A 12,577-nucleotide genomic window follows, 5' to 3' on the forward strand; every position below is an offset into this window, starting at 1 on the left:
ATCTTGACTGGAAATATTGATTGCTATTGCTTGTCCCTAACACTATTTTACTAAGTAAAATGGATGGTAGGTCAGCCGCCAGAATTCTTCAAGGTGCGTTAAGCAGCTTGAGTACAATTTACGGCGTAGACTTAGGATAGAGTAGGGTTTATCTAAAAATAGATAGACTGCTATTTAGAAGGTTCGAAAATACTAACCTAAATTTAAGTTGGAAGCGTCGGCTCCGTTAGCCAAATCAAAAATTTGGACTGCGCGACATCTGACCTACCAGCGAAAACAAGTTTTCGGGTTAGGTCATAATATAGTGACGATGGCAGTAAGGATACACCTGTTCCCATACCGAACACAGAAGTTAAGCTTACTAACGCCGATGGTACTCGGAGGGTGACCTCCCGGTAGAGTAGGAAGTTGCTAAACATCTAATACATACTAGCCAATATGGCTAGTAAAGTATTACATGAATACTAAAAATATGTTAAGTATAAAAATTATATGCTTAGGTAGCTCAATGGTGGAGCACCCGGCTGTTAACCGGTAGGTTGTGGGTTCGAGTCCCACCCTGAGCGCCAATTAGATTTTATCTTTTATATTTCATAAGTAATATTGAAGTAAAAAAAATCTAATAAAATCTAAATTTAAGTTTTTTATGCCGGGGTGGCGGAACTGGCAGACGCACAGGACTTAAAATCCTGCGATGGTCAAACATCGTACCGGTTCGATTCCGGTCCTCGGCACCAACTTATATGGTTTATCCTATATGACGCGGGATGGAGCAGTTTGGTAGCTCGTCGGGCTCATAACCCGAAGGTCGTAGGTTCAAATCCTGCTCCCGCAACCATTACATAAAAAACTTGCATAGTATAAAAAAATATGATATACTTATTAAGTCGTTTAATAAGGCCTATGGTCAAGCGGTTTCTTGATCCTAACCCAATACAACAAAGTTGGATTGATGGTAGGTCAAATGTCGCAATTAGCCCGTGCGGCTAAAAGAGCACTCCAAATCTTTGATTTGGTAAACGGAGCCGACTAAGACATCTTGAAGCGTAGCTTCAAAAGTTATATTATATATTATACAATTTTTATAAGGCCCTATGGTCAAGCGGTTAAGACACCACCCTTTCACGGTGGTATCCCGGGTTCGAATCCCGGTAGGGTCACCACTATTATTTTTGCCTTTATATAAAAGAGATAGTTTTCGTTTAACGGGGATACCACCGACGGTGGTAAGTTTTTCGGATTCATCAATAGCTTACGCTTTGATTTATCTCGAAAATGAAAATTACTTTGTACTTTCCACCCTATAAGGGACTGGTTACGAATCCCAGACTCCGTTTTACAGATTCTTCATCTTATTTATTAGGTAAATATGGAAGTATAGCTCAGTTGGGAGAGCATCTGCCTTACAAGCAGGGGGTCACAGGTTCGAGCCCTGTTACTTCCACCATTTATTACTTGTTTAGCTAAAAATATGGCTCGGTAGTTCAGCTGGTTAGAATGCCGCCCTGTCACGGCGGAGGTCGTGGGTTCGAATCCCATCCGAGTCGCCATTTGGATTGCAATAGTGATCCAATGTGCTGATGTAGCTCAATTGGCAGAGCAATTGATTTGTAATCAATAGGTTGTAGGTTCAAGTCCTATCATCAGCTCCAAATCACTTCTTTAATTAAAGAAGTGAGATAATGAATATGAAATTCTTTAGCAAAAAAATAATTTTTGGGGATGTTCCAGAGTTGGCCAAATGGGACGGACTGTAAATCCGTTAGCTTTGCTTTCAGTGGTTCGAATCCGCTCATCCCCACCATTTAACTTTTAGGACTTAATGATTGATAAAATTTGTTTTACCATTATTATCCGCATATTGCGGGTGTAGCTCAGTGGTAGAGCCCCAGCCTTCCAAGCTGGTTGCGAGGGTTCGATTCCCTTCACCCGCTCCATGCGCCCTTAGCTCAGCTGGATAGAGCAACGGACTTCTAATCCGTGTGTCCCAGGTTCGAATCCTGGAGGGCGCGCCACAATATATCTTCTAGATATATTAAAAAACCTTACGAAAAATTTGGTTATTTTATAAAAGTGTGGTATAATATATTTTGTTACTGCATTAAACAACTATCTTTGGGATATAGCCAAGTCGGTAAGGCACCAGACTTTGACTCTGGTATGCGTAGGTTCGAGTCCTGCTATCCCAGCCAATATGATCCATTAGCTCAGCCGGTAGAGCACCTGACTTTTAATCAGGGTGTCCGGAGTTCGAATCTCCGATGGGTCACCAAATTAGAAAAGCCTATTTCGTTTGAGATAGGCTAATCTAATACAAAATAATAGGCGAAAGTCAATTAAATTGGCTTTGAATCTTTTAGCCATTTGATTACTTACAATATAATATAAATTTATTAATAATTACATATGGAGAGGTACCGAAGCGGTCATAACGGGGCGGTCTTGAAAACCGTTAGAGTCTTTCGGCTCACAAGGGTTCGAATCCCTTCCTCTCCGCCAATGGAGAAGTACTCAAGTGGCTGAAGAGGCTCCCCTGCTAAGGGAGTAGATCCTTTCAAAAGGGATGCGAGGGTTCAAATCCCTCCTTCTCCGCCAATAAAATATATTATGCCCAGATAGCTCAGTCGGTAGAGCAGAGGACTGAAAATCCTCGTGTCGGTGGTTCGATTCCGCCTCTGGGCACCAATAAAAGCCTGTGCGGCTGATGGAGCACTCTCCATGAAATGGTCGCCTTAGGCGATACTGGCCTGGCCGGCCAGAAGAGGCCTCGCGCTTCAGCGCGAAATACCGCAAGCACAAAGTGCTGAGGACCCTACAAGTAATGGCCCGCACAATTGTGGGAATTACAATATAGGGTCTTATTTTTTTAAAAAATATAGGGGAGTAGTTCAGCTGGTAGAACGTCGGTCTCCAAAACCGGATGTCGCGGGTTCAAGTCCTGTCTCCCCTGCCAACAAAAACTTATTATAATTTTTTATGGACCTGTAGCTCAGGTGGTTAGAGCGCACGCCTGATAAGCGTGAGGTCGGTAGTTCGAGTCTACTCAGGTCCACCATTATGACCTATCACCATTTGTGAAACAAATGGTATGAAGGTCAGACGTCGCGGCGTTTCAAAGTTGTTTAACAACTTTGTCAGCAAGCCGACGATTATTTATTAAGGTATTTAATCGTGACGTGTTTCATTTTTTTTGGGCCTCTAGCTCAGTTGGTTAGAGCGCCCGGCTCATAACCGGTAGGTCCAGGGTTCGAGCCCCTGGAGGCCCACCAGAGTAGCACCATCTTTGATGGTGCTTTTATTTATATATACATAATATCTAGAATCCACATACCGGTTATGAGTAGCTCATAACAGTTTTTCGGGTTCACTACGTTCACCACGAAAATGAAAAGTCTTTCAGACTTTCCACCACACAGGGGACTTAGTCACAGGCGTCGAACCCCTGGAGGACCACCAAGTTTGGCACCCTTTACGGGTGCCTTTCTTATTATCTACATATATCTTTGTTTGAAGTATCGGTTATGAGCCTTTCGACTCATAACAGTTCTTTGGATTCGCTATCGCTCATCTCAAAGATTTTAAATTCGATCATTTAAAACCCTACCGGGACTGGGTCACAGTGTTCGAGCCCTGGAGGCCCACCAGACTAGCACCATCTTTGATGGTGCTTTTCTTTATATATACATAATATTTAGAATCCACATACCGATTATGAGTAGCTCATAACAGTTTTTCGGGTTCACTACGTTCACCACGAAAATGAAAAGTCTCTTAGACTTTCCACCCCATAGGGGACACGAAAACTCGCTTCTATCGAAGCTTTTACGTGCTCTGCACTTAGTTTTCGGGATAAAAGCCCATTTTAGGGCTTTTATCAGATCACAGGGTTTAAGCCCCTGGAGGCCCACCAAACTAGCACCATTTTTGATTATGCTTTTCTTTTTAATTGCCTAATCCTCTTTTTTACTTACCAGTTATGAGTGATCCTAAAGGTTCTTTAGATTTGCAAGGTTCATTTCAAAGCTTTAGATGCGTCCATCTATTTTTTTAAAAATGAAGTCTATAATACTAATAACCATGGGTGATTTATCAAATTGGTTTTTTATAACTCGACTTATCCACTAATTTATTTTATATTGGTCAAGTGTACTTATTTACATGGTTTCAAAATTTATTCGGGAAGATTCTCCATTTTTTTCTATATATAAGTGTAGGGCCACTACACAATAAAAATTTTAAAGACTAATGGAGGAAATATGAAATTACAAATCAAATTTAAATCTACATCTACTGATGGAGTGATTAGGAAGGTTACTAAAACTTTTTCTAAAATCAATGAAAATGCTTCAGAAGAACAAATAAAAGATTTTGCACTTGCATATACTTCTCTTTCTGATGCTAGTGATGTGGAAGTTTATCTTATTAGATTGGAATTACTTTAAGGAGGATATAAATGGCTAATAGAAAATTAAAATTGTATTTTAAGGATGCATCTTTAAATCAAAAATCAGTTTCTGTTGATTATCCTAGAAATGATTATAATCCTAGTGAGTTAAAGGCTGCTATGGATAGGATGCTTGCTTCAACTGTTCTTGTTACAAAACATGGTGTTGTAACACTGAAGGACAAGGCTGAGCTTGAGACTGTTACTAAAAGAGAATTAGAAATTGCATAATTTTAAAAAAATAAACCCCAAAATCCATCTAGGATCTTGGGGTTATTTTTATTTTAAAATCTCATCTAGTTCATTAACTGCTGCTTGAGCCTTATATTGAGCTGTTTTGGAATCACTAATTAATTTTGCTAATTTTTCTTTATTTGTATTTGCAAAATTTGGCATAGTTCTTGTTAAAAGATTTGCTGCTTTTACTGTTTCTTTATTTTTATTGATTGAATTTTGTAATTGTTCACGTTTTTCTTTTAGTTCACTTCTTTTGTAAGTGCCTGCTTCTATTGTTGTAAAACTAGAGCCTACAATTATATCTTCTGATTCAGTTATTGGACTTGTTAGGCTAGCATAGTCTATTGTCACTGGATAGTATAGATATTTATAGTAGTATGGATAGTATTTGCTATAATAGTAGCTTGAATATGGATAATATTTATATGTTAATCCGTCTATTGTATAATATTTGTAATAGCTTGATGGGTAGTAATAATAGTCATAATCGTAATCATAATCGTAATCATAGTAATATCTGCTATATGGATAGTATCTATAATAATATGATGGATAGTAATCGTAATAGTAGTCACTATATGGATAATATTTATAGCTTAGTCCATCATACCAATAATCGTAAAAGTAGGATGATGGATAGCTATAGCTTAAAACTCTTTGGCTTGTGATTTCTTTTTCTGGTTCTTCTTCTGCCGCGTATGGTTGAACTTTTGGACCTAATTGGCTTTTAGCGTAGTTTAAAAGGTCGATGGCATTTTGTAGGTCATCAAGATTTGCATCTTCTTTTTTGTAAACTTCTTCTGCTTGAAGAATTGCATCGTCGAAATTATTTCTTACTTCATCTGATTCGTTTTTGTAAAGGTCATCATTTTTAAGTTCTTTAGCTATTTCTATAGCTTGTTTTAGTTCTTCACGTTTTTGCTTTACTTGTTCTTGGCTATCATCTATTGCTGGGTCTTGATTTTCTTCTTCTACTGGTTGTTCACTAGTTGTTTCTGTATCATCAGGTGTTTCTTCATTTTCAGTTGTTTCAGAATCTTCACTTGCTTCTAGATTCGTAGTTTCTTCTGGATTTTCATCGATTGTTTCTACTATTTCTGAATTAGCTTCAGGAACTACAACTGGTTCTGTGACCTCTGCTGGATTTTCAATATCAGTATCTACATCACTTGCATAAGCATAACTTGTGCCGCTTAGGATTAGTCCACAGGAAAGGACTAGGGCTAGATAATTTTTAGTTTTCATAAATAACTCCTTTTCATATATTATCTATTGCTACATCCTGATTATTTTGCTAAATTCTTACCCTAATTAATTAATTTACTTACTAAAGTATTTGTAAAATTTATGTAAAGTTTTGAGGACCTATGACCCTCCTTTAAATGCCGTGTTTTCCCATATTTTCCTTTAATATTTTAAGAGACATGGATGATTTATTGGCGACTGTTTTTGAGGAAATATTCATCTTTTCTCCTATTTCTTTATTTGTCATATCTAAGAAAAACTTATTGTAGATTATGGTTTTAAGGTCATTTGGGAGTTGATTTATCTTTTGGTAAAGGATTTTATTATCTTCGTTATCTAGAAATTCCTTCTCAAAATCATAATCATCCTCAAGACTTTCTATAAGCGGATTGCCATCTCTATCAAAATCATCTAGAGAACTGGAATTTATTTTCTTGGCCTCATCTAGAAAATAGTAATAAAGTTTTTTCTTTAAAAAATTACCAAAAGTTCCTTTTTGCTCATCATATTCTAAGATTGCCTCAATTAATAAAATCTTTGATTGATCAACTGCTTCTTCATATTCAAATGCTGAGAATTTCCTAGCATTGGCTATGATTAATGGCATGTAAGCATCAATAATTTGCTTTGAATTGTCTAAAGATATTTTCATATTATAACCTTTCAAAGCGCGCGCTTATTTTTATTTTTGTCGACATGGATATGATAAAACAAATTTGGTAAAAAGTTTAATTGGATAAATGGCTTAAAATAAAGGAAAAATCTTGCTAAAGGGATTTTGATTAAGGGTAAATGTGGGGTAGGAAGTAAAAGGCAAAAAGCTTTATGTTATGGGTTAAAAATAGTATAATTTTATTATTATTGCCTTTTTTTAGGATTTATCTTAGAAAAAAATTCAAGGAGGATTTATGAAAAAGTTTGGAAAATTTTTGCTTGCTCTAATCTTGGTAGCAGGTGTTGGATTTACTGGTTTTACCCTAGGACAAAACGCAAGTTTGACCTCCACTTCTAGCAGTAGAGATGTAGAGCATATTGCTGAAATGGAAGGGCTAAAAAGTTTACTCGATCAGAACTTTTTATTTGATTATGAAGAGGATCAAATATATGAGGGGTCATTAAAGGGAATGTTTGCAAATCTTGGAGACCCATATACAGCCTATTACACACCAGATGAGTTCAAAAAACTTATGGAGGCTCTAAATGGACGCTACACAGGCATAGGGGTCTCTGTCCAAGCCAGCAAGGAAGGATATATAAAGGCGGTTTCTGTTTTTGATAATTCTCCTGCCAAAGAAGCTGGTATCCAATCTGGAGACTATATTATAAAAGTAAATGGTGAGGCTTATGGAGCCAACCAACTTGAGGAGGCAGTGGCTGAAATCAAGGGTGAATCTGGTACAGATGTGAACCTTACTATTTTAAGAACTGAAGAGGGCAAGACTAATAGCAAGGAATTTGACGTTAAAGTTACTCGTAGGGATGTTAATGTAGATACCATTGATGATGATATCCTAGAAGTACGTGGCAAAAAAATCGGATATATCCACATCAAAGCCTTTGATGATATAACCTGGCAAGACTTTTCAGATTCTTATAGCAAACTTATGGCTCAAGACATAGACGGCCTTATCCTAGATGTGAGAAACAATCCAGGTGGTGCCTTGGATGTAGTTATAAATATTGCTGATAATTTCCTAGATGAGGGTGTCATTGTGACAACCAAGGATAAAAAAGGTAATGTTGTGACAGAAAAATCTGATGCAAATGCAAGTGACATACCATTGACTATATTACAAAACGAAAACTCAGCATCTGCCAGCGAAATCCTAGCAGGGGCTATGAAAGATAGGGGTCGTGCAAAAGTCATAGGTAGCCAATCATTTGGTAAGGGTGTTGTTCAAAAAGTATTTACCCTAGACAATGGTGCTGGTGCAAAAATCACTATTAGCGAATATTTCACACCAAATGGAACTCAAATAAATAAGGTTGGGGTAACTCCAGATATTGAAGTAAAAAGTGATGAAAAGCTTGATTTAAACAAAATGGACTTTAAAAATGACAAACAATTTGTAAGTGCCTTAAACGAACTACTAAAAGAACTAGAATAAGGAGATGATTTATGGAAAAATATAAATCAAACGAAGAAAGGATAGTAGAACTTACTTATCTATTAGAAAATAAGAATTTAACCGAACTATCCGATCTCCTTAACAGGACCAACCCAGTTGATATAGTAGAATTTATCGAAGACTTACCAGCAGAAGAAGCCCTGGTCATATTTAGACTTCTTAGCAAAGAAGATGCTGTAGAAGTTTTTGCAGAACTTGACCAAGAAGATAAGGAAAAACTACAAGCAAGTTTAAATGAAGACGAATTTAAGGAACTTTTGGATGAGCTAAACTTTGATGATATGATTGATACCCTCGAAGAAATGCCAGCAACCATGGTCCAAGAAATCCTAAAATCATCAGACAATGAAACCCGTGATTTGGTTAATGAATACCTTCAGTTCCCAGAATACTCAGCCGGCACGCTGATGACAACCGAGTTTGTGGAAGTAAAGGCAGATATGACAGTAGAAGAAACCCTAGCCATGCTTGAAGAAGTGGGCAAGGATAAGGTAACTGTCTACACTTGCTATGTAACAGATCATACCCACAAACTCTTAGGCTATGTATCCCTTAGGATGATAGTAACCCGTGAGCCGGATACAAAGATTTCTGAGCTAATGTTTGAAGATGTTATCTACGTTCATACCACAGATGACCAAGAAGACGTAGCCCACACCTTCCAAAAATACGGTTTTACAGCCTTGCCAGTTGTTGATAATACCAACAGATTAGTAGGAATTATCACCGTTGATGACATCATGTGGATCATCGAACAAGAAGATACAGAAGATTTCCAACGTATAGCCGGTACTACACCAGATGAGGCTGATTATTCCAAGACTTCTGCTTGGGCTCTTGCAAAAAACAGGATACCCTGGCTGATGTTTCTTATGATCTCAGGAGCCTTTACATCAACCATACTAAAAAGATATGAAGATGTTATCCAAACAGTAATTGCCCTAAATATGTTTATACCAATGCTTACCGGTTCTGGTGGTAATGCTGGTAGCCAGGCATCAACCCTTGTAATCCGTGCCATGGCAACCCATGATATAGAGCCTAGTGATTGGGCAAAAGTTGTTTTAAAAGAAATCACAGTTGGACTTATATGTGGTCTAGCCCTCGGTGCAGTAGCATTTTTAAAATGCTATTTCCTTGATAAGGTCGCTATGAATGTAGCCCTAGTTGTTGCATTTACAATTCTTGCAATAGTAGTTCTAGCAAAAGCTATTGGTTCGCTTTTACCAATTGTTGCACAAAAACTTGGGGCAGATCCAGCAATCATGGCAAGTCCTTTAATTACAACAATCGTAGACTCACTTGGACTAATTGTTTACTTTAACATTGCCCAAGCCATATTACCAGGACTTAATATCTAAGAAGGGAGGCGCAAAATATGTACACATACAAATCTACAGAAAATAGGCTAACTGAACTTAGATATCTATTAGAAAAGAAAAGACCAAATGAACTTGCAGAACTTCTAAGGCGTACAAACCCAGTTGATATAGTAGAATTTATCGAAGAATTATCAGCTGAAGAAGCCCTAGTTGTCTTTAGACTCCTTAAAAAAGATGATGCAGTAGAAGTTTTTGCGGAACTAGAAAGTGAAGAAAAAGAAAAACTTCAAAAGGGTTTGCATGAACGTGAGTTTAAAGAGCTTTTAGATGAGCTAAACTTTGATGATATGATTGATACCTTGGAAGAAATGCCAGCGGCTATGGTCCAAAGAATCTTAAAATCATCTGACAAAGAAACCCGTGATTTGGTAAATGAATATTTAAAATTCCCAGAAGATTCTGCTGGTAGGCTAATGACAACAGAATTTGTTGAATTAAAACCATATATGACCGTAAAGGATGCCCTAGCCCATATCAAAAAAGTAGGACATGACATGGTTACCCTTTATACTTGCTATGTCACAAGCCCTACCAAGGAAATTTTGGGTTATGTTTCCCTAAGATCCATTGTAACCAACAAACCAGACACCCTTATAGATGATTTGATGTACCAAGATGTTATCACAGTAGAAACTACTGATGACCAAGAGGATGTAGCCCGCACCTTCCAAAAATACGGTTTTACAGCCCTGCCAGTAGTTGACCGTACAAATCGTCTTGTGGGACTGATAACTGTTGATGATATTATGTGGATTATCGAACAAGAGGCAACCGAGGACTTCCAACGTATTGCTGCGACCACACCAGATGAGGAAGATTATTCAAAAAGAACACCCATTTCTCTAGCAAAAAACAGAATTCCTTGGCTAATGTTTTTGATGATTTCAGCAACATTTACATCAACAATCCTAAAAAGCTACCAACATATAGTTCAAGCAGTTATTGCCCTAAATATGTTTGTGCCAATGCTTACAGACAGTGGTGGTAATGCTGGTAGCCAGGCATCAACCCTTGTAATTCGTGCTATGGCAACTGATGATGTGGAACCAAGAGACTGGGCAAAAGTTGTTTTAAAAGAAATCACAGTTGGATTTATTTGCGGACTAGCCCTTGGATTTGTAGCGTTTTTAAAATGTTATTTCTTTGATAAGGTTGCTATGGATGTATCACTTATTGTAGGACTTACAATAGTATTTATAGTAGTTTTAGCAAAGGCAGTTGGTTCACTTTTACCAATGGGTGCAGAAAAACTAGGATTTGACCCAGCCATTATGGCAAGTCCACTTATTTCTACCATAGTAGACTCCCTATCACTAATTGTCTACTTTACTATTGCTCAGATGATTATTCCTGGGATATAGTATATAAATCAAAAGACGCTAAACTGACTACAAAAATTTATAATTTCATATTCTCAATTTTCTAAAATTGCAAACTCGCTTGCGCTCAGACAGAGCGATTTTGTGACGAAAATCTTCAAATTGAAATTATTGAAATTTTTTCCGAACAGTTCACTTACTTTTTGATTTACTTATTATTAAAATATAAGAATCACACCTAAACTGGTGTGATTTTATTTTGCAAAAAATTAGTCATAAACTATAATGATTTTAGAAAGAAGGATTATATGTCTTATAGTAAAAAAATAAAAATACCATATATGTTATGCGATAGATATGAAAATTTATCTTTAAGAAACTTGGTCAGCATTATGGGAGATGTTTCTCTGACTCATTCTTATATCCTAGATAAAGATTTAGATAAGCAAAAATATAGGTGGATTGTTTACTCTTGGGATATCGAACTTATAAGCCCTGTAACTTATAACCAGGAGATAGAAGTAACAACTCATATAGTAGATATAAATAAATTTTATGCCCACAGAAATGTAGAAGTAAGCTTTAAGGGAGAGCTGGTTGCTAGGGCCTATGGGGTATTTTTGCTTATAGATGTTGATAGGATGCGTCCTATAAAGATGAGCCCTAACCAAAATGAAGCCAATGAAAAAGAAGAATTGATATATGAAAAGCCAGACTTGACCTATAAAAAAGACTTTGAAAATACCAAGGAAATTATGATAAGATATACAGATATTGATAGCAATTTTCATGTAAACAATGCCGTATACTTTGACTATATTTATGATTTGTGTAAGTTAAACACGAAAGATATTAAATTTTTTAATATTGTTTATAAGAATGAAATTAGGAATAAAGATTCGGTAATTGGTGAATACACTACATATGATAATGTCATTGATTATAGGCTAAGGTCTAGTGAAGATGATAAAATTTACACCTATGGGAAGATTATAAGAAATGTATAAAGATGGATATGGAAATATTCCAAACAAAGACAAAATAATAGCTTATTTAGAAGAAGGGTACGAAAAAAATCCTGGCAAATGGGTCTTACACTTATGGACCATTGGCAAAACTGCTCAAAAAATGGCTCCTGAACTAGGACTTGATTCAGATATTGCCTTTGCTTGTGGAGCCCTCCATGATATTGGCAAGTCAACTGGGGCAAAGAATGCTGAGCATTTTTATGAGGGCTATAAGATTTTAAAGGCTGATTCATATTTTTTCCCAGCCCGTATTGCCCTAACCCATAGCTTTCAGATAAAAAATGTAGATGCCTATGTGGGAGATTGGAATATTTCAGATGATAAAAAAGAATTTATAGGCGATTTTTTAAAATTTAATGAATACAATGACTATGACCTTTTAATCCAATTTTTGGATGGGGTTATTAAAACAAGGTATCTAGGGGTTGAGAAACGAGCAGCTGGTGTCTTAGAAAAACATGGATCAAATCCATATTTTGAAGAGAGGAAGCAAAAACTTTATGAGCTAGAAGAATATTTTAGCAAAAAATTAGCAATACCTATTGAAAATTATTTGCCAAATCCTAGATGGTACAAATTCCCTTATAAGTATTTTAGGGAAAGTGGACTATAAACTTGCAAATGAGCCCTGCGGGTGTATATTATTAGTGAATTTATTTTACCACCCGTTGGAGGCAGCCCTGCCTCCAACATTTTTTTGGATATTGAAAAATGAATATAATACAAAATTTTTAATAAATTTTAAAAAAAGTATTTGACATTTATTTTAAGGCGTGGTAATATTTATTTAGCA

Annotated in this window: 9 protein-coding genes, 18 tRNA genes and 1 rRNA gene; 26 read left to right on the plus strand and 2 right to left on the minus strand. The window is 36.6% G+C overall.

The window, feature by feature from the left end; genetic code table 11:
• Positions 1-300 precede the first annotated feature (300 nt).
• The 21 genes from rrf (at position 301) to OC526_RS05930 (ending at position 4,675) form a co-directional block, all read left to right on the plus strand.
• Positions 301-417 (plus strand): 5S ribosomal RNA (rrf, locus tag OC526_RS05830).
• 77 nt (positions 418-494) lie between these two features.
• Positions 495-569 (plus strand) — tRNA-Asn (locus tag OC526_RS05835).
• 79 nt (positions 570-648) lie between these two features.
• Positions 649-737, plus strand: a tRNA-Leu gene (locus OC526_RS05840).
• A gap of 24 nt (positions 738-761) precedes the next feature.
• Positions 762-838, plus strand: a tRNA-Met gene (locus tag OC526_RS05845).
• 250 nt (positions 839-1,088) lie between these two features.
• Positions 1,089-1,163, plus strand: a tRNA-Glu gene (locus tag OC526_RS05850).
• 208 nt (positions 1,164-1,371) lie between these two features.
• Positions 1,372-1,447: transfer RNA gene (locus tag OC526_RS05855), tRNA-Val, on the plus strand.
• A 26-nt stretch (positions 1,448-1,473) separates the two neighbouring features.
• Positions 1,474-1,550: transfer RNA gene (locus OC526_RS05860), tRNA-Asp, on the plus strand.
• A 26-nt stretch (positions 1,551-1,576) separates the two neighbouring features.
• A tRNA-Thr gene (locus OC526_RS05865) sits at positions 1,577-1,652 on the plus strand.
• A 66-nt stretch (positions 1,653-1,718) separates the two neighbouring features.
• A tRNA-Tyr gene (locus OC526_RS05870) sits at positions 1,719-1,804 on the plus strand.
• 59 nt (positions 1,805-1,863) lie between these two features.
• Positions 1,864-1,937 (plus strand) — tRNA-Gly (locus OC526_RS05875).
• A 1-nt stretch (position 1,938) separates the two neighbouring features.
• Positions 1,939-2,015: transfer RNA gene (locus OC526_RS05880), tRNA-Arg, on the plus strand.
• Between the two features lie 101 nt (positions 2,016-2,116).
• Positions 2,117-2,192: transfer RNA gene (locus tag OC526_RS05885), tRNA-Gln, on the plus strand.
• Positions 2,193-2,196: 4 nt separating this feature from the next.
• Positions 2,197-2,272 (plus strand) — tRNA-Lys (locus OC526_RS05890).
• A 136-nt stretch (positions 2,273-2,408) separates the two neighbouring features.
• Positions 2,409-2,499: transfer RNA gene (locus OC526_RS05895), tRNA-Ser, on the plus strand.
• Between the two features lie 2 nt (positions 2,500-2,501).
• A tRNA-Ser gene (locus OC526_RS05900) sits at positions 2,502-2,595 on the plus strand.
• 14 nt (positions 2,596-2,609) lie between these two features.
• Positions 2,610-2,685, plus strand: a tRNA-Phe gene (locus OC526_RS05905).
• Positions 2,686-2,877: 192 nt separating this feature from the next.
• Positions 2,878-2,953 (plus strand) — tRNA-Trp (locus OC526_RS05910).
• A gap of 25 nt (positions 2,954-2,978) precedes the next feature.
• Positions 2,979-3,055, plus strand: a tRNA-Ile gene (locus OC526_RS05915).
• Between the two features lie 137 nt (positions 3,056-3,192).
• A tRNA-Ile gene (locus OC526_RS05920) sits at positions 3,193-3,269 on the plus strand.
• A gap of 987 nt (positions 3,270-4,256) precedes the next feature.
• Positions 4,257-4,442 carry a hypothetical protein gene (locus tag OC526_RS05925; protein WP_262122711.1) on the plus strand — a complete coding sequence of 62 codons (186 nt, stop codon included), beginning with the start codon at positions 4,257-4,259 and terminating at the stop codon, positions 4,440-4,442.
• Positions 4,443-4,453: 11 nt separating this feature from the next.
• The gene (locus OC526_RS05930) at positions 4,454-4,675 is read left to right on the plus strand and encodes a DUF2922 domain-containing protein (RefSeq protein WP_262122712.1); all 222 of its coding nucleotides are present in this window, start codon (positions 4,454-4,456) and stop codon (positions 4,673-4,675) included.
• Positions 4,676-4,723: 48 nt separating this feature from the next.
• Here the strand turns inward: OC526_RS05930 and OC526_RS05935 are convergent, their stop codons facing one another.
• Together OC526_RS05935 and OC526_RS05940 are read right to left on the minus strand one after the other, a co-directional pair.
• Positions 4,724-5,926, minus strand: a complete 1,203-nt coding sequence (locus OC526_RS05935) for a hypothetical protein (RefSeq protein ID WP_262122713.1) — start codon at positions 5,924-5,926, stop codon at positions 4,724-4,726.
• Positions 5,927-6,059: 133 nt separating this feature from the next.
• Positions 6,060-6,578, minus strand: a complete 519-nt coding sequence (locus tag OC526_RS05940; protein ID WP_262122714.1) for a sigma-70 family RNA polymerase sigma factor — start codon at positions 6,576-6,578, stop codon at positions 6,060-6,062.
• A 256-nt stretch (positions 6,579-6,834) separates the two neighbouring features.
• Here OC526_RS05940 and OC526_RS05945 point away from each other — a divergent pair, with 256 nt between their 5' ends.
• The 5 genes from OC526_RS05945 to OC526_RS05965 all read left to right on the plus strand — a co-directional run bounded on the left by OC526_RS05945 (position 6,835) and on the right by OC526_RS05965 (position 12,397).
• Complete coding sequence (locus OC526_RS05945) at positions 6,835-8,034, plus strand: S41 family peptidase (RefSeq protein WP_262122716.1); 1,200 nt, start codon at positions 6,835-6,837, stop codon at positions 8,032-8,034.
• Positions 8,035-8,045: 11 nt separating this feature from the next.
• A complete protein-coding gene (gene mgtE, locus OC526_RS05950) occupies positions 8,046-9,416 on the plus strand; it encodes a magnesium transporter (protein ID WP_262122718.1) in 1,371 nt (456 codons plus the stop codon).
• Positions 9,417-9,433: 17 nt separating this feature from the next.
• Positions 9,434-10,798 (plus strand): magnesium transporter, encoded by a 1,365-nt coding sequence (mgtE, locus tag OC526_RS05955; protein ID WP_262122721.1) that lies wholly within the window; start codon positions 9,434-9,436, stop codon positions 10,796-10,798.
• Between the two features lie 266 nt (positions 10,799-11,064).
• On the plus strand, positions 11,065-11,763 hold the full coding sequence (locus tag OC526_RS05960) for an acyl-[acyl-carrier-protein] thioesterase (protein WP_262122723.1): 699 nt from the start codon (positions 11,065-11,067) through the stop codon (positions 11,761-11,763).
• Positions 11,756-12,397: an HD domain-containing protein gene (locus OC526_RS05965; protein WP_262122724.1), complete on the plus strand. Its 642-nt coding sequence runs from the start codon at positions 11,756-11,758 to the stop codon at positions 12,395-12,397. The genes OC526_RS05960 and OC526_RS05965 overlap by 8 nt, the downstream gene beginning before the upstream one ends.
• Positions 12,398-12,577: the final 180 nt, after the last annotated feature.

The sequence above is a fragment of the Anaerococcus sp. Marseille-Q5996 genome, assembly GCF_946893725.1.
Lineage (GTDB): Bacteria > Bacillota > Clostridia > Tissierellales > Peptoniphilaceae > Anaerococcus > Anaerococcus martiniensis.

Excerpts from the sequence above, each read along its gene's own strand:
- OC526_RS05925 (WP_262122711.1), top strand. The coding sequence starts at position 4,257 with ATGAAATTACAAATCAAATTTAAATCTACATCTACTGATGGAGTGATT.
- OC526_RS05930 (WP_262122712.1), top strand. The coding sequence starts at position 4,454 with ATGGCTAATAGAAAATTAAAATTGTATTTTAAGGATGCATCTTTAAAT.
- OC526_RS05935 (WP_262122713.1), bottom strand. The coding sequence starts at position 5,926 with ATGAAAACTAAAAATTATCTAGCCCTAGTCCTTTCCTGTGGACTAATC.
- OC526_RS05940 (WP_262122714.1), bottom strand. The coding sequence starts at position 6,578 with ATGAAAATATCTTTAGACAATTCAAAGCAAATTATTGATGCTTACATG.
- OC526_RS05945 (WP_262122716.1), top strand. The coding sequence starts at position 6,835 with ATGAAAAAGTTTGGAAAATTTTTGCTTGCTCTAATCTTGGTAGCAGGT.
- mgtE (WP_262122718.1), top strand. The coding sequence starts at position 8,046 with ATGGAAAAATATAAATCAAACGAAGAAAGGATAGTAGAACTTACTTAT.
- mgtE (WP_262122721.1), top strand. The coding sequence starts at position 9,434 with ATGTACACATACAAATCTACAGAAAATAGGCTAACTGAACTTAGATAT.
- OC526_RS05960 (WP_262122723.1), top strand. The coding sequence starts at position 11,065 with ATGTCTTATAGTAAAAAAATAAAAATACCATATATGTTATGCGATAGA.
- OC526_RS05965 (WP_262122724.1), top strand. The coding sequence starts at position 11,756 with ATGTATAAAGATGGATATGGAAATATTCCAAACAAAGACAAAATAATA.